The sequence below is a fragment of the Buchnera aphidicola (Takecallis taiwana) genome (genome assembly GCF_039355125.1).
GTDB classification, from domain to species: domain Bacteria; phylum Pseudomonadota; class Gammaproteobacteria; order Enterobacterales; family Enterobacteriaceae; genus Buchnera_L; species Buchnera_L aphidicola_AG.
This window is the reverse complement of the sequence record NZ_CP134979.1, coordinates 12,620-31,788: the sequence shown is the minus strand read 5'-3', so window position 1 is coordinate 31,788 and position 19,169 is coordinate 12,620. Positions and strand designations below refer to the sequence as shown.

Below are 19,169 nucleotides of genomic sequence, written 5' to 3'. Positions count from 1 at the left end.
AATAACGGAGTCTTTTGTGAAAGACGTAATACAATTTATTAAAAATAATAATACTATTGAAGACTTTAACTCTATTAAGATTCAACTTGCTTCTCCAGATACAATTCGATCCTGGTCATTTGGAGAAGTTAAAAAACCAGAAACTATTAATTACCGTACATTTAAACCTGAAAGAGATGGATTATTTTGTTCAAAAATATTTGGGCCAATTAAAGATTATGAATGTTTATGTGGAAAATATAAACGACTTAAACATCGTGGTATCATGTGTGAAAAATGTGGCGTAGAAGTCACACAAACGCGTGTACGTCGAGAACGTATGGGTCATATTGAATTAGCTACACCGGTATCTCATATCTGGTTTTTAAAATCATTGCCGTCAAAAATAAGCTTGCTATTGGATATACCGTTACGTGATATAGAAAGAGTACTATATTTTGAATCTTATATCATAATCGAAGAAGGCATGACGGATCTTGAAAGAAAACAAATTTTAACAGAAGAACAATATTTAGATGCATTAGAAGAATTTGGAGATGAATTTGATGCTCAAATGGGAGCAGCAGCGATTCAAATCTTATTAAAAGAAATTGATTTATCTGAAGAACATGAACAATTACATAATCAATTACAAGGCATACAAGCAGAAAATAAGAAAAAAAAATTAACTAAAAGAATTAAAATTATAGAATCATTTATTCTATCTAATAATAAACCAGAATGGATGATTTTAAACGTATTACCCATTTTACCCCCTGATTTACGACCACTAGTTCCACTTGATGGAGGAAGATTTGCAACATCAGATTTAAATGATTTATACCGACGTGTTATAAACCGAAATAACAGATTAAAAAGATTATTAGAATTATTTGCTCCGGACATTATTATCCGTAATGAAAAAAGAATGCTGCAAGAAGCAGTGGATGCACTACTTGATAACGGAAGAAGAGGAAAAGCAATTTTAGGTTCTAATAAACGGCCATTAAAATCATTAGCAGATATGATTAAAGGGAAACAAGGTAGATTTAGACAAAATTTACTAGGTAAACGAGTAGATTACTCTGGTCGTTCTGTAATTACCGTAGGACCATACTTAAAATTAAATCAATGCGGTTTACCAAAAAAAATGGCATTAGAATTATTTAAACCATTCGTTCTAGGAAAATTGGAAAGTAAAGGTTTTGCTGCCACTATTAAAAGCGCTAAAAAAATGGTTGAATTATCCGATCCTATAATATGGGATGTATTAGATGAAATTATTCACACACATCCGATTTTATTAAATCGTGCACCAACATTGCACAGATTAGGAATACAAGCATTTAACCCAATATTAATAGAAGGTAAATCAATACAATTGCATCCATTAGTATGCGCTGCGTATAATGCTGATTTTGATGGAGATCAAATGGCCGTGCATATACCGTTAACCCAAGAATCTCAACTTGAAGCACAATCTTTGATGATGTCAACAAAAAATATTCTTTCCCCTGCAAATGGTGAGCCCGTAATTATTCCATCACAAGATGTTGTATTGGGTTTATATTATATGACCCGAAAAAAGAAAAATAGCAAAGGAGAAGGATCTTTATTCAAAGATGTACGTGAAGTGGAAAAAATATACCAAATGGGATCAATTGATTTACATGCTATAATATATGTCAAAATTGTTGAATATACTAAAACAAAAGTCAATACTTTTATCAAAAAATCACGCATTCTTCGTACCAGTGTAGGAAGAGCAATTTTATGGCAAATTTTCCCAAAAGGATTACCATTTAGCTTACTAAAGACGACTTTAAATAAACAATCTATTTCATCTTTATTAACTTTATGTTCTAAAACTTTAGGGCTAAAGAAAACAGTTCTATTTGCAGACCAGATTATGTATACTGGATTTAAATATTCTACATTATCAGGTATTTCAGTGGGTATCGATGATATGGTGATCCCAAAAGAAAAAGAGAGTATTCTTGAAGCGGCAAAATATGAAGTATTAGAAATACAAGAACAGTTTCAATCAGGATTAGTGACTTCAGGAGAGAAATATAATAAAATTATTGATATATGGTCCACATCAAACGATAAAATATCACAAGCAATGATGAAAAACTTATCTATAACACATGATAAAAATACAGATAGCACAAATATAAAACAAAAATCTTTTAATAATATTTTTATGATGGCTGATTCTGGAGCAAGAGGTTCTGCAGCTCAAATTAGACAATTAGCAGGTATGAGAGGTTTGATGGCCAAACCAGATGGATCGATTATTGAAACACCAATTACAGCAAATTTTAGAGAAGGCTTAAATGTATTACAATATTTTATTTCTACACATGGCGCAAGAAAAGGATTAGCAGATACCGCCTTAAAAACTGCCAATTCTGGTTATTTAACACGTAGATTAGTTGATGTCGCTCAAGACCTAGTAATAACAGAATACGATTGTGGTACTAACAAAGGTATTAAATTATATCCTATTATTGAAGGTAGTGACGTAAAAGAACCGTTAAGAGAAAGAGTATTGGGACGTGTAACTACAAAAAGTATTTTACATCCTAATTCAAATAAAATACTAATTTCACAAAATACATTACTTAGTGATTATCATTGTGATATATTAGATAAATATGGTATCGACACAATAACAGTACGATCAGTAGTAAATTGTGAAACTAATTTTGGAGTTTGTGCATGTTGTTACGGATATGACTTAGCGAGAGGAGAATTAGTAAAAACTGGTGAAGCTATTGGTGTAATAGCCGCGCAATCTATTGGAGAACCAGGTACTCAATTAACAATGCGAACATTCCACATTGGTGGAGCAGCTTCAAGATCTGTAACAGAATCACGTATTGAAGTAAAAAATAAAGGTACAATCAACTTAAATAATGCCAAAACAGTACTGAATTTTTATGGAAAAACCGTGATTGTTGATAATAAAGTTGAATTACACATACTAGATTTTATGGGAAAAATTAAAGAAAGTTATAAAATACCTTATGGTGCTACCCTAGAAAAAGGACATGGAGAAACAGTCAATATCGGAGAAACACTAGCTACCTGGGATCCACATACCATACCAATCGTTACTGAAGTTCCCGGGCATATAAAATTTATAGATATGATAGAAGGGCAAAGTATCATTAAACAAAGGGATGAATTAACTGGTTTATCTTCTATAGTAATATTAGATACCTCTGAACGTACAAATATTGGTAAAGAATTACGACCTACAGTCAAAATTACCCAAAAAAATGGAGAAGATATATTAATACCTGGATCAGGAGTACCAGCACAATATTTTTTACCTGGAAAAGCAATCATTCAATTAAGTGATACAAGTACAGTACATCCAGGAGATATTATTGCAAGAATTCCACAAGCAACAGGGGGTACTAAAGATATTACAGGAGGCTTACCAAGAGTAGCAGACTTATTTGAAGCAAGATATGGTAAAGATTTAGCAATTCTATCTGAAATAGATGGGGTAATATCGTTTGGTAAAGAAACAAAAGGAAAGATTAGATTAATTATTACTCCAAGTAATCAAGATGAAAAAACATATGAAGTAATGATTCCAAAATGGAGACCAGTTAATGTATTTGAAGGCGAAAACATTAAAAAAGGAGATATTATATCTGATGGAATTGAATCCCCACACGATATTTTACGTTTAAAAGGCGTAAAACATTTAACAAAATATATCGTTAATGAAGTACAAGCAGTATACCGATTACAAGGTGTAAGAATTAATGATAAACATATTGAAGTAATTATTAAACAAATGTTAAGAAAAGTTACCATCACTGATGTCGGACAATCCAAGTTCTTAAATGGTGAGCAAGTAGAATACGCTCGTATTAAAATACAAAATAGCAAATTAGAACATATGTATCAAACACCTGCTACTTTTGAAAGAAATTTATTAGGTATAACTAAAGCATCTCTTGCAACAGAATCATTTATATCTGCAGCATCATTTCAAGAAACAACACGCGTATTAACTGAAGCAGCAGTATCAGGAAAAAGAGATAACTTAAGAGGACTAAAAGAAAATGTTATTGTAGGCCGGTTAATACCGGCAGGTACAGGATATATTTATCATATTAATCGTATTAAACACAAAAAAAATACAAAAAAAAATAAAAAATAATACTCTGAAAATATATTAAATGATATAATAATATATTATTTGTGATAACCTATTTTCAAGATACGGCTATCACAATATTATATTTTATAAAAAATATATAAATTTATTATATATTTTGAAATTATACTACATCTTACCAAGATACATTTTTTTTTTAGTCATTTTATCAATATATGACATACCAAAAGCTGATAATACAAATGTTAAATGAATAATTACACACCACATAATTTTATCATCTAATATTTTTTCTGCCTCCATAAATAATCTCAATAAATGTACGGAAGAAATGGCTACTATTGAAGAAGCAACTTTATTTTTAATAGAATTAACATCCATTGTACCCATCCAGCTCAATCGTTTTGTACTATCATGAATATCCATCTTAGAAATAAAATTTTCATACCCTGAAAACATAACCATCACTAATAACCCACCTACTAAAGAAATATCAATTAATGATAATACAATTAATACTAAACCTGACTCTGACATAATTAAAATTTCCGGTATAACAGAAATCACTTGTTGAAAAAATTTTAATGTTAATAAAATAAAACCAAAAGATAAACCAACATACACTGGAAACATTAACCAACGAGAAGCATATATCATTCTCTCAATTTTTTCTTCCATGTCTCCACTCCCTATATGTATTTAATATTTTTGAATGAATATTTTATAATAATATAATATATACACAATATACTTAAAAAAATTACAAAGAAATTATGAAATATGTAAAAACCATATTTTAAGAACGTAATTTAATATTTATGTTAAAAATATAATATGTATTTTTATTGGAAATAATATGTATTACAAAAATCAAAAAATTAAAACCGCATTAATTAGTGTATATAATAAAAAAAATATTATTTCTTTAGTAAAAGAATTATTTAAAAAAAATATTACACTATTTACAACCAATTCAACCGGAAAATATTTAAAAAAAAATAACATTATAACAAAAGATGTCTCAGAAATTACAAAATATCCAGAAATTTTCGATGGACAAATAAAAACACTACATCCAAAAATATTTGGAGGAATTTTAGGGAAACATAATAAAAACATAGAAACTACTAAAAAATATAATATCCCAATTATCGATTTAGTAATAGTTAATTTCTATCCATGTCACACTTTATATAATATAAAAGATTATGTAAAACCCAATATTGATATTGGAGGACCGGCGATGGTACGCGCAGCCGCAAAAAATTATAAAAATACTATTGTTATAGTAGATATATTAGATTATCAGATTTTCTTAAATGAAATACAGAATACTGGTATTATCAGTATAGAAACAAGACTAAGATTAGCAAAAAAAGCATTTGAATATACTGCACATTATGATCAATTAATTCTACAATACTTACAAAATAAAATTAATATTTCAGAAAATAAAAAAAATAATTTACCTGAAACAATATATATCAAATATCATAAAAAACAAAATTTAAAATACGGTGAAAACCCACATCAAAAGTCAGCGTTATATGTACAAAACACAGAATGTAATACAGATTATATAGAATCCATGCAGCAAATGAACGGTGCAAAATTATCATACAATAATATTTATGATGCTCACATAGCATTTGAATGTGTAAATCAATTTACAAACCCAACATGCGTAATTATTAAACATGGTAATCCATGTGGCGCATCAAGCGCTACTGATCTAATATCAGCATATTTACATGCATATAATAGCGATTCTATTTCAGCATTTGGAGGAATTATTGGTTTTAATCAACTAATTGATAAAAAACTCATTTCTACAATTATTAAAAAACAATTTGTTGAACTAATTATTGGACCTGAAATTACTAAAGATGCAATGAATATTATCAAGCAAAATAATAAAATCAAAATATTAATTTTTAATAATTATAAAAAAAAACATTCTGCTACGATAGAATATAAAACCATTAACAATAGTTTATTAGTGCAAGAAATAAACAATCAATTTGAAGATTATAAAAAATGGCGTATTGTCAGTATTAAACAACCAACAGTGCTAGAAAAAAAATATGCTTTGTTCGGATGGAAAATAACAAAATTTGTGAAATCTAATGCTATTGTATATATAAATGGATTTAATACAATTAGTATTGGAGCAGGACAAACCAATCGTGTAGAAGCTGTAAAAATTGCCAATTCTAAATATTTTCAAAATAAAAAACAACTCAAACTAAAAAATCCAAAAATAATTATGGTTTCTGATGCATTTTTTCCATTCCGAGATAGTATCGACATATGTAAAGAAAAAAATCATGATATATCTTGCATAATTCAACCAGGAGGATCGATACGAGACGCAGAAGTTATACAAGCGGCTAATGAAAATAACATTTGTATGATTTTTACTGATCATAGAATTTTTAAACATTAGATATTATATCACCATATTTATAATATCAATACAAAAAGGGGCAAATATCTCCCCCTTTTTTTATCAAAAAAACTAAAAAAAATTAATTTTGATATTTTTTTCGAATATTTTTTGTTGCAAAAACCATATTTTTTAAAGCCGATTTTGTTTCTTTCCAGCTTCTTGTTTTTAAACCACAATCCGGATTTACCCATAAACGTTCTATTGGAATATATTTTATTGCTTCATTCAATAAACTTTCAATATTATGAACATTTGGAATATTTGGTGAATGAATATCATAAACACCAGGACCAATTTCATTAGGATATTGAAATTTTTTAAAAAATCTTAATAATTCCATATCAGATCGAGCAGTTTCAATAGTTATGACATCTGCATCTAATTCAACGATAGCATTCATAATATCTTGAAACTCACAATAACACATATGTGTATGAATTTGTGTAATATCCTGTACTTGTGAAGACGCTAATCGAAACGATTTAGTTGCCCAAGATAAATATTCATTCCATTCAGATTGTTTTAATGGTAAACCTTCACGTAAAGCTGGTTCGTCAATTTGAATAATATGTATACCAACCTGTTCTAGATCAGAGACCTCATCACGTAACGCTAATGCAATTTGATTAGAGATAATTTCCTTAGGAAGATCTTCTCTGATAAATGACCAAGATAAAATTGTAACAGGCCCTGTTAACATAGCTTTGACTGGTTTTTTCGTTAATGATTGTGCATATTGTAACCATTCAATTGTAATTTTATTAGAACGATATATATCACCTATAATAATCGGTGGCTTCACACATCTTGAACCATAACTCTGGACCCATCCAAAATCTGTAAATACAAAGCCATTTAGATGTTCGCCAAAATATTCAACCATATCACTTCGTTCTGATTCACCATGTACCAATACATCAAGATCTAAGGCTTCTTGTGCTCTAATAGCATATTTAATGTGTTTTTTAATTTCTGTACTATAATCCTGAAACGTAATTATTTTATTTTTATAATTCAAACGTAATTTTCTAATATCCTCTGTTTGAGGAAAAGAACCAATGGTAGTAGTAGGTAAAATCGAAAAATTAAATTTTTTTTTTTGTAATTTCGAACGAATTACGTACGGTGTATTCCGAACTGTATCAGTATCATGAATGTTGTTAATTGCTTTTTGAACAGATATGTTATTTACATGATTCGAATAATGATGTGTATATAATAAATTACTCCACTCTTCTAATATAGTCGCATCATTCAACTGCATTGCTTGTGTAAACAAATTAATTTCATAACATTTTTGAATTGCAAAAGAAAACCAGTTTTTTACCTCAAGACTAATATTATTTTCATATTTTAAATCAACAGGACAATGTAAAAACGAACAAGAACCACTAATCCAAATCTCTTGCCGAACATTACGCAGTGGGCTAATAATCTTAAACCAATGTTTTAAATCTGATTTCCAAATATTACGACCATTAATTATACCTAGTGATAATATCCAATGATCTGGTATCAATTGATTGAATTTTGTAAGATTATATGTACCATGCACTAAATCAATATGTAAACCCTGTACCGGTAATTTAATAATTGTATCTAAATTATGTTCTATGCTTCCAAAATATGTCGTTAATAATAACTTGCACGTACTAGATAAAAATGTATACGCAGATTGAAAAGCTTGTAACCATTCTTGGGGTAACTCTAACGCTAAAATAGGTTCATCAATTTGCACCCATTCAATACCCCGTTCTTCTAATTTACAAAATATCTCCTGATATACTTGTAATAAATTCTGCAACAAATCTAATCGATTAAAAAAATTACCTTTAATTTTACCTAACCATAAATATGTTATTGGACCTAAAAGAACTGGTTTCACTTTATAACCATGATTTAACGCTTCATCAATTTCATGAAATAATTGACACCAAGTTAAATTAAAGGTTTGATTTTCAATAAATTCAGGTACAATATAATGATAATTTGTATTAAACCATTTTGTCATTTCAGATGCTAAAACTGGTTTATTATTTGGAGATGTACCCCTAGCTATATAAAACAATGTATCTAAATCAACTACGCCATCTTTATTTTGATGCCGATTTGGGATGTTGCCTAATAACATACTTGTTGATAAAACGTGATCATACCAAGCAAAATCACCTACAGGAAGTAAATCAATACCTAGCTTTTTCTGCTGTCTCCAGTGTTTCAGTCGAAGTTTCGATCCTACATCTAACAATTGTTGTTTCGAAATCTTATTCGACCAATACTGTTCTTGAGCTTGTTTTAATTCCCTTTTAGATCCTATTCTGGGAAATCCTAAAATATGATTCATAACAGTCATAAATAATATCCTATGAACTTTTTAATAAATATTATTATAAATTTCCCTAATAATTTATTATATCACAGTAATATTAATTATACCATAATCAATTTATAAAATATAACATACGTATATTATACACAATAAAAGAATTTTCTATCAATAGTAATAAATATACATAACGAATGAATATTTATAAAAATATTACACCGTACAAATACAACTAATCACACACTACATACATTTTTATATGATAAATTTGCTTATGTATATAATAATACTATCGAGCTATTCTGTATTTAATTTTAATATTTCTACCGCTTGGTATTCTAACTGACGTACGCGTTCCGCCGAAATATCATATTTATTGGATATTGCATAAAGTGTAATTTTATGTTTCTTGTTTAACCAACGCGAATATAAAATATATCGACTACGCTCATTTAATTGTAATATTGTATACTTTAATTTATTTGATGCATGTGTATCCCAATTATAACGTTCTAATTGGATAGAAAAATTTGATGTATAATCCTGTAAAATTGGTACAATATTTGTTATTTTTATATTAGCTCTATTTTTTAAAGGTGCATATAATGTTATATCTTGAACCAACATTCGTGATTCCATATCTTTCAGATCATGATATGAAACACCTAATTCTTTAGCAACGGTTTTTGATTCACATCCAGTGTACCACCCTAATTTTGTTTTTATTTTTCGTAAATTAAAAAATATTTTTCTTTGTAATTTCGTAGTAGCAACTTTAATAATCCTCCAATTCTTTAATATATATTCATGAATTTCGGCTTTAATCCAATGTACAGCAAAAGATATAACACGTACATTCATATTCGGATTGAATCGACGAACAGCTTTCATTAAACCAATATTCCCTTCTTGAATAATATCGGATTGTGCAAGCCCATAACCTACATAATTACGAGAAATATGCACAACAAATCGTAAATTAGATAAAATAATGGTTTTTGCAGCTAATACATCTGAATGATAATATATACGTTCTGTTAAAAAACGTTCTTCTTCACTAGATAATATCTTCCATGAATTTACTGTATGAATATATGCAGGCAAATCTTTTAAAGAAAGTTTATTTAAACATTTTGCATCATACATTATACTAGTTCCTATATCAGTCAAGTATATTTCCAAACATAATTAATAAAATTGTTTTCAACCATAATATTATGAAATATATATAATATAGTAATATGTATTTACAGTACTAACAATCATAACAGTATACAAAAATACTATGAAAAAATACTTTCAATAAAATCTTTTGCATCAAATTTATAAAAATCAGATAAATTTTCACCATTTGAAAAATATTGAATTGGAATAGAAAATTTTTCTATTATTGAAAATATTATTCCACCTTTAGCAGTACCATCCAATTTAGTCAATATAATACCTGTAATATTTGATATATGTTGAAAAAATAATTCTGTTTGCGTAAAAGAATTTTGACCATTACACGCATCTAAAACTAATAATACTTCATTAGGATTAGCAGACATTTTTTTTTGTATGACACGAATATTTTTTTGTAATTCATATATTAAATTAATGTTACTATGCAATCTACCAGCTGTATCAATAATTAAAACATCAATCTTATTCGTACGAGCAAAATCTATCGAATCAAAAATTACAGAAGAAGGATCTGTACCATATTGTTTACAAAATACAGGAATAGAAATTTTATCACCCCACGCTTTAATCTGTTCAATAGCAGCAGCACGAAAAGTATCACTTGCGGATAAAGCAACAGACTTTCCTAAATTTTTATAAAAATATGCTAGTTTTGCTGCTGTTGTTGTTTTACCAACACCATTAATACCAATTAATAATATAATGTATGGATTATGTTGAGTAGATTTTACAATAATATCACGATTGAGAATCGGTTTATTTAAAATTTTATAAAGACTATCTTTTAATTCTAAATATATATCTGATTCATCCTTTAACACATTATTTTTATATTTTTTAAAAATATTATTAACAATACTTTTTGAAACAAACACTCCGAAATCATATTGTAATAACTGTTCTTCTAATTTTTCAAAAAAAAGGTCATTAAGTGTATTTTTTAAAAAAAATTTTTTAATTTTAAATAAAAAATTATTTTTAGTATGTTTAATACTTTGTAATACACTATTAACTGTAGAGTTATTATTATCGTTATTTATAATTTTATTATTATTATTTAATGACTTTTTTTTAAAAAAATTTAACCAAGAAAATATATTTTTTTTATTTAACATAAATTGTACCTAAATAATGATATTAATAATAATACATTCAATATAGCATTAAATATATATATAATTAATATAAAATAACTTTTATAAAAACTCTATATACACATGAATCTATATTTTAAAAATATTCGTATTATCTCAGGAATATTAAAAGGACGTGTAATACGCACTATTCCAGTTTCTATATTAAGACCAACATTAAATAAAATTAAAGAAACACTATTTAATTGGTTAATTACAATAATTCCAGATGCTGAATGTTTAGATTGTTTTGCTGGTAGTGGTGCATTAAGTATCGAATCAATATCTCGATCAGCTAAACATGTTACAGCATTAGAAAGCAACAAGAAAATATTTGATAATCTAACATATAATATTATAAAATTAAATATTAAAAATATCACAATTATTCATACAAATACATTATTTTGGTTAAAAACACAATTTTATAAATATGATATTATTTTCCTAGATCCACCATATTCTAGTCAAACTTTACAAAAAGCAATTTGGTTAATTGAAAAAAATAAATTAATCAAAAAATTAGGATATATATATGTAGAAACCAATAAAAATCAAAAAATTCAATATCCAAAAAATTGGAAATTATGCAAAAATAAATATAATAATGATATTAATTATAAATTATATATTTCAATATAAAATAATTACATAATAATCTTTATTATTATATTAATGCGTCTCAGATAAATTAAGGTCATTTTATGAATAATAAAAATTTTTTAAAAAAATTACAAAATATTATTCCTGATCACATTAAACCAAAATTTAAAAATCAAAATGATTTATTATATTGGAATCAACAAGAAGGAAAAATTTTTTCTAAAAAAATTATTCAAAAAAATCAAGATTATAAAATACAAAATACATTTTTAACATCTGGAATCCGTGCCTTATATGCAAATTGTTCATTTTATAACTATATCATAGAACATGAAGGACATAAAAAAGCAGTATATTTAACAAAAAACTATGCTCAAAACTTTGATCACAATCAATCTAGTTTTGTCTTTTTAGGTCGACCGGGGACTGGAAAAAACCATTTAGCTACAGCAATTAGTAATTATCTAATTTTAAGAGGTAAAACAGTATTTATTATTACAATAGCTGATTTAATGTCAACGCTGAAAGAAACATTTAATAATAATAATCAAATGACCGAAAAAAAATTTATATATCGCTTAAGTAATATAGATTTATTAATATTAGATGAAATTGGTATACAGACAGAATCAAAATATGAAAAAATTATTATCAACCAAATTATTGATCAAAGATCATCTGCAAAAAAACCAATAGGTATATTATCTAACCTAAATTATTATACGATAAAAAAAATATTAGGAGAAAGAATTATTGATAGAATAAACTTAAGTAATAGTTTATGGCTAAATTTTAATTGGAATAGTTATCGTAAAAAAACAAATAATATGCAATAAAAGATATTATATATTAATTCTAGAATGGTATTCTTCGGTTATAGTATTAATTTTAACGATATCTCCGATTTGAATAAATAACGGTAACTGCATAATTAATCCAGTTTGTAATTTATATAATTTACATTTTTTATTACTCATAATAGAATTTAATTCTTTAGCTGAAACATCAGAAACAACCTTTAAATTCATAAATTTATTAATCTCTATGAATATTGGAATGTTATTCCAAAAAGTAATTAAATATTCATGTTGTTCTATTAACCATTTATACTTATTTTCAATAATTGCCGTATTTAATGACAATTGATCAAAATTTTCGGGATTCATAAAATACCAAGCATTATTATCATAATATATATATATATATTTTACATCTACTACATCAGCATGCATCAAACTATCAGTAGAACGGAATGTTTTTTCTAATAATTGTTTAGTCAATAAATTTCTTAGTTTCACTCTAGCAAATGCCTGACCTTTTCCTGGTTTTACAAAATTAACACTCTCAATGAGATACGGAGCATTATCAAACAATACTTTTAGTCCTGATTTAAAACTATTACTAAAATATAAAATCATAAATTATCAATTTTATTTATATGTAAAATTTTAATAATTACCCCTAAATAAAAGGTTATTTAGGGTAATTATTAATGTATTAAAAAATCTGTATACAAAAAAAATTACATCATACCACCCATTCCACCACCCATACCTCCTGGGGTAGGAGCACTAAGATCCTGTTTTTCATCTTTTGGTAAATCTGTTACCATACATTCAGTAGTAATCATTAAACCAGCTACAGAAGCTGCATATTGTAAAGCGGATCGAGTAACTTTAGTTGGATCTAATATACCAAAATTAATCATATCACCATATTGATCAGTTGCAGCATTATATCCATAATTTCCTTTACCATCTTTTACATTATTCGTTACAACAGATGGTTCTTCTCCAGAATTAGAAACTATTTGACGTAAAGGAGCCTCCATTGCACGTAATGCAACACGAATACCAACATTTTGGTCTTCATTTTGACCAGATAAATTTGAGATACGACCGGCAACTCTTACTAACGCTACACCACCTCCAGCAACTACGCCTTCCTCTACAGCTGCCCGAGTTGCGTGTAATGCATCTTCAACACGAGCTTTCTTTTCCTTCATTTCTACTTCTGTTGCTGCACCAACTTTTAAAACTGCTACTCCGCCTGATAATTTCGCTAACCGTTCATTTAACTTTTCTTTGTCGTATTCTGAAGTTGCTTCTTGTGACTGTTTTCTAATTTGCATGATACGATTTTGAATTCCACCTTTATTACCAAATCCACCGATAATTGTTGTTGTATCTTTAGTAATTACAACTCGTTTTGCTTGTCCTAAATCATCTAAAGTAGATTTTTCTAATTCCATTGCTAATTCTTCAGAAATTACTGTACCAGATGTTAAAATAGCAATATCTTGTAACATCTCTTTTCTTCGATCTCCAAAACCTGGAGCTTTTACAGCTGACACTTTAACAATGCCTCTCATAGAATTAACTACTAAAGTAGCTAATGCTTCACCTTCTAGGTCTTCAGAAATAATTAATAACGGTTTACTTGATTTAGCTACTGCTTCTAATAATGGTAATAATTCACGAATATTTGATATTTTTTTATCTGCCATTAAAATATAAGGATTATCTAATTCAACAATCCCAGTTTCAGATTTATTAATAAAGTATGGAGATAAATAACCACGATCAAATTGCATACCTTTTACAACTTCTAACTCATCTTGTAAACCAGTTCCTTCTTCTACAGTAATAACTCCATCATTACCAACTTTTTCCATCGCTTCAGCAATTAATTTACCAACAGTTTCATCAGCATTTGCAGATATTGTACCAACTTGTGTAATAGCTTTAGAATCAGAACATGGAACAGACATATTTTTTAATTCTTCAACAGCTTTAATAACTGCTTTATCAATCCCTCTTTTTAAATCCATAGGATTCATACCAGCAGCTACTGCCTTTAATCCTTCATTTACTATAGATTGTGCTAATAAAGTTGCAGTAGTTGTTCCATCCCCAGCAGCATCATTAGCTTTTGACGCAACCTCTTTTACCATTTGTGCGCCCATATTTTCAAACTTATCTTCAAGTTCAATTTCACGAGCAACAGATACACCATCTTTCGTAATACTAGGCGCACCAAAAGACTTGTCTAAAACAACATTTCTACCTTTTGGTCCTAGAGTAACTTTCACAGCATCTGCTAATACATTTACTCCACGAAGCATTTTAACACGAGCTTCATTACCAAATTTTACATCTTTCGCTGCCATAATCATATTCCTTCATATATAAAATATTTATCATTACTTTATAAAGAATATATTACTCTTCAACGATTGCTAAAATATCACTTTCAGTTAAAATTAATACTTCTTCATTATCAATCGTTTCAGTTTTTGCGCCATATCCTTCATTAAAAATCACAATATCGCCTTTCTTAACATCTAATTTTTTAATTGTTCCATTTTCTAAAACACGACCATTACCTACTGCAATTACTGTTCCTTGAGTTGATTTACCTGCAGCTGTACCAGTTAAGACAATACCACCTGCTGACTTTAATTCCACCTCTTTCTTTTTAATAATAACCCGGTCATGCAATGGACGAATTTTCATGACGTTAAGCTCCTTAAAACATTTTTAAATATCTCATCTAAAAATTATTTTTTAATGAATATTTTGTATAAATAACTATTATTATATCACAAATAATTATAAGGATACATATAAAAATTTTCAATAATAAAATAATATTTTATAATGTAAAAAAATACTTAACTGAACACAAATATATCCCATATTTATACTACCAAAGATTATAAAAACTATTGACACAAACTGTAATTATATGGTTTAATAAATAGTAAACTGTTTGCCCGAATAGCTCAGTTGGTAGAGCAGGGGACTGAAAATCCCCGTGTCGGTGGTTCAATTCCGCCTTCGGGCAAAACGAAAATTCCGTATCAAAAATAATAAATATTCTTATTTCCCGATACAAAAATTTTTAAAAATTGAATTCAAAATATCATCAGAGGTAACAGAACCAGTAATTTCATTTAACCTATTTTGGATTATTTTAAAATCTTCAGCCAATAATTCAAAATTTCTTAATAAAAACCAATTATATTTTAAATATGTAACCTGTTTCTTAATACACCTTAAAATATTTAAATGTCGTCGACGTGTTAAAAATACTGTTTCTGTGTTATGTACCATAAAAGTTTGCACAAGATATTTTAAATGGTTCTTGAGTATTTCCGAGCCTAAACCATATTTTGCAGAAATCATAATATATGTATGCCCACCATAATATGTTCTTATACCAATACTTCTATTAAAAAGATCACATTTATTTATAATGAATGTAACTTTATCTTTATTTATCAACTTTTTCATAAAAGTTGTAATTATAGTTTTTTGATATAATAAACTTTGGGTATTATCAAGAACAAACAAAATATGATCAGATAATTTAATTTGTTCCCACGCTTTATTAATACCTATTTTTTCTATAATATTTTGTGTTTCACGAAAACCAGCAGTATCAATTAATTTAATTTGTGTACCGTCTATATAAAGAGATTCATGTAAAATATCACGAGTAGTTCCTGCAATATTTGTTATTATTGCAGAATTTTTACACGCTAAAAGATTAAAAATAGTGGATTTACCTACATTAGTTTGACCAGAAATCACAATTTTAATTTCATCATGTTGTATATATCCCAACTTAGCATTTTTATAAATATTTTTTATATCACTAAAAAATTTTTTTAATTTTAATTCTATTGTTTTATCATATATACAACAATCCTCTTCTGGAAAATTTAATATTGCTTCAATTAACATACGTATTTCAATAACATTATTGATTAAATGATGGATTTGTTTTGAAAATTGACCTTGTAAAGATCGCAATGCGCATTTTACTCTAGATTCAGTAGTAGCATTAATTAACTGAATAATTGATTCAGCTTGTATTAAATCAATTTTTCCATTTAAAAACGCACGTTCAGAAAATTCACCCGGATGCGCTATACGAACATTTTTAAAGTATAAAATAGATTTTATTAACAAATCTAAAATGACGGGATTACCATGTCCTTGTAATTCTAATACATCTTCTCCGGTAAATGAATATGGTTTAGGAAACCATATTGCAATACCTACATCAATAGCTACTCCAAAATAATCTAAAAATGTTGTATGATATGCATATCGTTCTGGAGGTAATAATCCTAAGATTTTATTTGCGATATCACGAGTCTTTGTACCAGAAACCCTTAAGATACCTACTCCAGAACGTCCATAAGGAGTAGATTGAGCTACTATAGTGTCAATAGTCATATTTTTTGTAAAACATATGTATATAGTTTATATATATGGATGATTTTTTAAAGTACGATGAATCATCATTTGTTGTAGTATAGTAACGAGATTACTAATAGTATAATATAAAACTAATCCCGAAGGAAACCAGAAAAAAAAACATACAAATATTATAGGTGAAAAATTTATTATCTTTTCCTGTATAGAAAGCGTAAAGTAATTAGCAGGAGCGGTTTTTTGCATAAAAAAAATTGTTATACCCATCAAGACAGGTAAAATATATAATGGATCTTGAGCAGATAAATCATTAATCCATAATATAAAAGGCGCATGTCTTAATTCTATTGTATTAACTAACATATAATACAATGCTAGAAAAATAGGCATTTGTAATAACACCGGAAACAATCCACTTAATGGATTAATTGCACTTTTTTGATATAATTGTAATATTTTTGCATTTAATTTTTTACGATCATTTTTAAATTGTTTTTTCAGATGACGAATTTCAGGTTGTAAAATTTTCATTTTAATTGTTGCAAGATATTGAGATTTAATCAATGGATATGTAATAGTCCGAATAATACATGTAATTAAAATAATTGCATAACCCCAATTATTCACAAAATAATGTAGTATAGTTAAAAACTGAAATAACGGTTTTGATAAAAACCAAAACCATCCATATTCTATTGTGCAATCAAAATATGGAGCAATAGATGATATTTGATTTTGAATTTTTGGACCAAACCAAAATATAGTTCTTTTAATAATATTTGTTTCAGGTAAAATAGTACATTGTGATGTTTGATACCAAAAAACTACATCTTGATTATTTTTATTAATAATATAAACAGTATTTTTATCTGATTTATTTAAAATCCACGCAATAGAAAAATACTTTTTCAGTAATGCAATCCATCCACTATGTGAAATATAATGTATTGGGTGTTGATTTTTAATATCATTTAAAAAATATTTTTTATACTTTACATGATCTTGAGAATATGCAATGTTTTCAAACTGATTACTTAAAGTATCTGAATTAACATTTTCACTGAATAATTTTTGTTTCAGGCCACCATACAAGTAATATGATACTGGATATGTATTATAATTATATAATTTATATTCAATACCAATATCGTAAGATCCTTTCTTAAAAATAAATGTTTTTACAAGATGTAAATTATTTTTTATATCTAACACAATTGGGACAAATAATATTTGTTGTCCATTTAGTAGTTTAAAATTAATACGATTTGCTTGGTATGATATATGTTTATAATCATGAAAAATATTTTTATTATTATATATTAAACCACTGATTATTTTTTGTTCAGAATGATTCTGATTAATTAATTCTAATTTTTTAAAACATGATAGTTTTTCCTGATAATTTAATAATCTCCCTTGCAAGATATCTCCATTATATAAATTAATTTTTAAATCCATGACATCAGTTTTTACATTAATAATTTTATTTTTCTGCAATTGGGTATTTGTTTCTAAAATATCATATTTAATTTGTATTGTTTTGGTGTCAAAACTATATAATCGCATAGTCCAGAATTTCCATAAAAATAATGAACATAATAATAATATAAATATTAAAAAAAAACGCTTTAAACGCATGTTAAATATTCTCTTTTTATTATAGTTTGTATAAAGATAGTTGATTTGATAAATATTGAATACAATAAATATCCAAAAGATACGCAATAATATGTCATACACGTATTGATAAAAATAGTTCAATCTTTTAAAAATTCTCAAAATACCTCATCCAAAAATTATTAAGATTTTTTTTTAATGCCAAACGAGTAATTTTCATAATATTGAATTTTACTAAAATAATAAAATCTAAATTTAATAAATAATATTGCGAGATACGAAAACTTTCTCGAATCAATCGTTTTATTAAATTACGTTTAACAGAAGATTTAGAAATTTTTTTTGAAATAATAATACCTAATCTCGGATAATTAAATTGATTATGTATATTAAATGTAATTAATTCAGAAGTTACATATTTTCTAGATTTCTGAAATACTCTTCTAAAATCATTCGTTTTTAGTAATCTCAATTTTTTTTTAAAAAATAACCGATCCGGAGCATTCAT

13 protein-coding genes, 1 tRNA gene and 1 pseudogene are annotated in these 19,169 nt (G+C 27.0%); 5 read left to right on the top strand and 10 right to left on the bottom strand.

Annotation, left to right across the window (positions count from 1 at the left end):
* Positions 1-16 precede the first annotated feature (16 nt).
* A pseudogene (rpoC, locus tag RJT54_RS00135) lies at positions 17-4,138 on the top strand (DNA-directed RNA polymerase subunit beta'); the annotation flags it as partial.
* Positions 4,139-4,291: 153 nt separating this feature from the next.
* Here rpoC and RJT54_RS00130 read toward each other — a convergent pair.
* The gene (locus RJT54_RS00130) at positions 4,292-4,801 is read right to left on the bottom strand and encodes a TIGR00645 family protein (protein ID WP_343128218.1); all 510 of its coding nucleotides are present in this window, start codon (positions 4,799-4,801) and stop codon (positions 4,292-4,294) included.
* Between the two features lie 178 nt (positions 4,802-4,979).
* Between RJT54_RS00130 and purH the strand changes: the two genes are divergently transcribed.
* Positions 4,980-6,569: a bifunctional phosphoribosylaminoimidazolecarboxamide formyltransferase/IMP cyclohydrolase gene (gene purH / locus RJT54_RS00125; RefSeq protein WP_343128217.1), complete on the top strand. Its 1,590-nt coding sequence runs from the start codon at positions 4,980-4,982 to the stop codon at positions 6,567-6,569.
* Positions 6,570-6,651: 82 nt separating this feature from the next.
* Here purH and metE read toward each other — a convergent pair whose 3' ends face one another.
* From metE to ftsY, 3 genes are all read right to left on the bottom strand, one after another.
* Positions 6,652-8,925 carry a 5-methyltetrahydropteroyltriglutamate--homocysteine S-methyltransferase gene (metE, locus tag RJT54_RS00120; protein ID WP_343128216.1) on the bottom strand — a complete coding sequence of 758 codons (2,274 nt, stop codon included), beginning with the start codon at positions 8,923-8,925 and terminating at the stop codon, positions 6,652-6,654.
* Between the two features lie 270 nt (positions 8,926-9,195).
* Entirely contained in the window at positions 9,196-10,044 is an 849-nt protein-coding gene (rpoH, locus tag RJT54_RS00115) for an RNA polymerase sigma factor RpoH (RefSeq protein ID WP_343128215.1), read from the bottom strand.
* Positions 10,045-10,181: 137 nt separating this feature from the next.
* Positions 10,182-11,198 carry a signal recognition particle-docking protein FtsY gene (ftsY, locus tag RJT54_RS00110; RefSeq protein WP_343128214.1) on the bottom strand — a complete coding sequence of 339 codons (1,017 nt, stop codon included), beginning with the start codon at positions 11,196-11,198 and terminating at the stop codon, positions 10,182-10,184.
* 102 nt (positions 11,199-11,300) lie between these two features.
* Here ftsY and rsmD point away from each other — a divergent pair, with 102 nt between their 5' ends.
* Together rsmD and RJT54_RS00100 are read left to right on the top strand one after the other, a co-directional pair.
* A complete protein-coding gene (gene rsmD / locus RJT54_RS00105) occupies positions 11,301-11,858 on the top strand; it encodes a 16S rRNA (guanine(966)-N(2))-methyltransferase RsmD (protein ID WP_428994171.1) in 558 nt (185 codons plus the stop codon).
* A gap of 62 nt (positions 11,859-11,920) precedes the next feature.
* Positions 11,921-12,655: an ATP-binding protein gene (locus RJT54_RS00100; RefSeq protein ID WP_343128213.1), complete on the top strand. Its 735-nt coding sequence runs from the start codon at positions 11,921-11,923 to the stop codon at positions 12,653-12,655.
* 6 nt (positions 12,656-12,661) lie between these two features.
* Here the strand turns inward: RJT54_RS00100 and RJT54_RS00095 are convergent, their stop codons facing one another.
* The 3 genes from RJT54_RS00095 to RJT54_RS00085 form a co-directional block, all read right to left on the bottom strand.
* Positions 12,662-13,237: an elongation factor P gene (locus RJT54_RS00095; RefSeq protein WP_343128212.1), complete on the bottom strand. Its 576-nt coding sequence runs from the start codon at positions 13,235-13,237 to the stop codon at positions 12,662-12,664.
* Between the two features lie 104 nt (positions 13,238-13,341).
* Positions 13,342-14,988 (bottom strand): chaperonin GroEL, encoded by a 1,647-nt coding sequence (gene groL / locus RJT54_RS00090; protein WP_343128211.1) that lies wholly within the window; start codon positions 14,986-14,988, stop codon positions 13,342-13,344.
* Between the two features lie 52 nt (positions 14,989-15,040).
* Positions 15,041-15,334: a co-chaperone GroES gene (locus tag RJT54_RS00085; RefSeq protein WP_343128210.1), complete on the bottom strand. Its 294-nt coding sequence runs from the start codon at positions 15,332-15,334 to the stop codon at positions 15,041-15,043.
* Positions 15,335-15,592: 258 nt separating this feature from the next.
* Between RJT54_RS00085 and RJT54_RS00080 the strand changes: the two genes are divergently transcribed.
* Positions 15,593-15,665 (top strand) — tRNA-Phe (locus tag RJT54_RS00080).
* Positions 15,666-15,700: 35 nt separating this feature from the next.
* On the opposite strand, the gene mnmE is transcribed toward RJT54_RS00080, so the two are convergent.
* From mnmE to rnpA, 3 genes are all read right to left on the bottom strand, one after another.
* Positions 15,701-17,065, bottom strand: a complete 1,365-nt coding sequence (mnmE, locus tag RJT54_RS00075) for a tRNA uridine-5-carboxymethylaminomethyl(34) synthesis GTPase MnmE (RefSeq protein ID WP_343128209.1) — start codon at positions 17,063-17,065, stop codon at positions 15,701-15,703.
* Positions 17,066-17,092: 27 nt separating this feature from the next.
* On the bottom strand, positions 17,093-18,682 hold the full coding sequence (yidC, locus tag RJT54_RS00070) for a membrane protein insertase YidC (RefSeq protein ID WP_343128208.1): 1,590 nt from the start codon (positions 18,680-18,682) through the stop codon (positions 17,093-17,095).
* Between the two features lie 127 nt (positions 18,683-18,809).
* Positions 18,810-19,169 carry a ribonuclease P protein component gene (gene rnpA, locus RJT54_RS00065; RefSeq protein WP_343128207.1) on the bottom strand — a complete coding sequence of 120 codons (360 nt, stop codon included), beginning with the start codon at positions 19,167-19,169 and terminating at the stop codon, positions 18,810-18,812.

Coding starts and splice junctions, on each gene's coding strand:
- RJT54_RS00130 (WP_343128218.1), bottom strand. CDS start 4,801: ATGGAAGAAAAAATTGAGAGAATGATATATGCTTCTCGTTGGTTAATG.
- purH (WP_343128217.1), top strand. CDS start 4,980: ATGTATTACAAAAATCAAAAAATTAAAACCGCATTAATTAGTGTATAT.
- metE (WP_343128216.1), bottom strand. CDS start 8,925: ATGACTGTTATGAATCATATTTTAGGATTTCCCAGAATAGGATCTAAA.
- rpoH (WP_343128215.1), bottom strand. CDS start 10,044: ATGTATGATGCAAAATGTTTAAATAAACTTTCTTTAAAAGATTTGCCT.
- ftsY (WP_343128214.1), bottom strand. CDS start 11,198: ATGTTAAATAAAAAAAATATATTTTCTTGGTTAAATTTTTTTAAAAAA.
- rsmD (WP_428994171.1), top strand. CDS start 11,301: ATGAATCTATATTTTAAAAATATTCGTATTATCTCAGGAATATTAAAA.
- RJT54_RS00100 (WP_343128213.1), top strand. CDS start 11,921: ATGAATAATAAAAATTTTTTAAAAAAATTACAAAATATTATTCCTGAT.
- RJT54_RS00095 (WP_343128212.1), bottom strand. CDS start 13,237: ATGATTTTATATTTTAGTAATAGTTTTAAATCAGGACTAAAAGTATTG.
- groL (WP_343128211.1), bottom strand. CDS start 14,988: ATGGCAGCGAAAGATGTAAAATTTGGTAATGAAGCTCGTGTTAAAATG.
- RJT54_RS00085 (WP_343128210.1), bottom strand. CDS start 15,334: ATGAAAATTCGTCCATTGCATGACCGGGTTATTATTAAAAAGAAAGAG.
- mnmE (WP_343128209.1), bottom strand. CDS start 17,065: ATGACTATTGACACTATAGTAGCTCAATCTACTCCTTATGGACGTTCT.
- yidC (WP_343128208.1), bottom strand. CDS start 18,682: ATGCGTTTAAAGCGTTTTTTTTTAATATTTATATTATTATTATGTTCA.
- rnpA (WP_343128207.1), bottom strand. CDS start 19,169: ATGAATGCTCCGGATCGGTTATTTTTTAAAAAAAAATTGAGATTACTA.